The sequence below is a fragment of the Roseixanthobacter psychrophilus genome, from assembly GCF_043195195.1.
Taxonomy (GTDB): Bacteria; Pseudomonadota; Alphaproteobacteria; order Rhizobiales; family Xanthobacteraceae; genus NCEH01.
This window is the reverse complement of the sequence record NZ_JBAFWT010000138.1, coordinates 1-1,304: the sequence shown is the minus strand read 5'-3', so window position 1 is coordinate 1,304 and position 1,304 is coordinate 1. Positions and strand designations below refer to the sequence as shown.

1 protein-coding gene is annotated in these 1,304 nt (G+C 67.4%); it reads left to right on the top strand.

Annotated features, from left to right (window positions below):
* Positions 1–36: 36 nt before the first annotated feature.
* Complete coding sequence (locus V5F77_RS28840; protein WP_011993194.1) at positions 37–1,236, top strand: IS256 family transposase; 1,200 nt, start codon at positions 37–39, stop codon at positions 1,234–1,236.
* Positions 1,237–1,304 lie beyond the last annotated feature (68 nt).

Sequence of the window (1,304 nt, the reverse complement as noted above, 5' to 3'; positions counted from 1 at the left end):
CGGGTTTGCAGACGCAACCTGAACCAAGGACCGAAGATGACCGACGAGATGATGGCCCTGCGCGGGCTGATGGAAAAGAGCCCCGACGCCGATTTGCTGCGCGAGATGATCGGCTTCGCGGCGACGCGGCTGATGGAGCTGGAGGTGGGCGGGCTGACCGGGGCGGCGCACGGTGAGAAGAGCCCCGAGCGGCTGGCCCAGCGCAACGGCTACCGCGACCGTGACTGGGAGACGCGGGCCGGGACGGTGGAGCTGCGCATTCCCCGCCTGCGCAAGGGCAGCTACTTCCCCGGCTTCCTGGAGCCCCGGCGGTTGGCTGAAAAGGCCCTGACGGCGGTGATCCAGGAGGCCTACATCCAGGGGATCTCGACCCGCTCGGTGGATGACCTGGTCAAGGCGATGGGCATGAGCGGCATCTCCAAGAGCCAGGTCTCGCGGCTCTGCGAGGAGATCGACGAGCGGGTGCACACCTTCCTGGACCGGCCGATCGAGGGCGACTGGCCCTATGTCTGGGTCGACGCCACCTATCTGAAGGTCCGCCAGAACGGCCGCATCGTCTCGGTGGCGGTGATCATCGCCGTGGGCGTCAACACCGACGGCCGGCGCGAGGTGCTGGGCATGGACATCGGCGTCTCGGAGGCGGCGACGTTCTGGATCGAGTTCCTGCGCAAGCTGACCCGGCGCGGCCTGCGCGGCGTCAAGCTGGTGATCTCCGACGCCCACGAGGGCATCAAGGCGGCCGTGTCCCGCGTGCTCAGCGCCAGCTGGCAGCGCTGCCGCGTCCACTTCATGCGCAACGCCCTGGCCCATGCCGGCAAGACCCAGCGCCGGGTGGTCTCCGCCTTCGTCGGCACGGCCTTTGCCCAGGACGACGAGACCGCCGCCAAGGCGCAATGGCGTCAGGTCGCCGACCAGTTGCGGCCGCGGGTCCCCAAGCTCGCCGGCTTCATGGACCAGGCCGAGACCGATGTGCTGGCCTACATGTCCTTCCCCAAGGAGCACCGAACCAAGCTGCACTCCAACAATCCCATCGAGCGGCTCAATGGCGAGATCAAGCGCCGCACCGAGATGGTCGGCATCTTCCCGAATGAACAGGCCATAATCCGGCTGGTCGGCGCCATCCTGCTCGAACAGAATGACGAATGGGCCGTTCAGCGCTCCCGCTACATGACGGTGGAATCCGTCGCCCAGCTGAGCGATGATCCCCTCGTCAGTCTGCACATCGGGGCAGCCTGACCAATCCGGCCCCGCCGGAGAGCGCGGTGATCACGCCGCCGCAGTTACACCACGGGTTGGGACACGAC

What these genes read in the sequence shown, in the direction of transcription:
- V5F77_RS28840 (WP_011993194.1), top strand. Translation starts at nt 37, where the DNA reads ATGACCGACGAGATGATGGCCCTGCGCGGGCTGATGGAAAAGAGCCCC.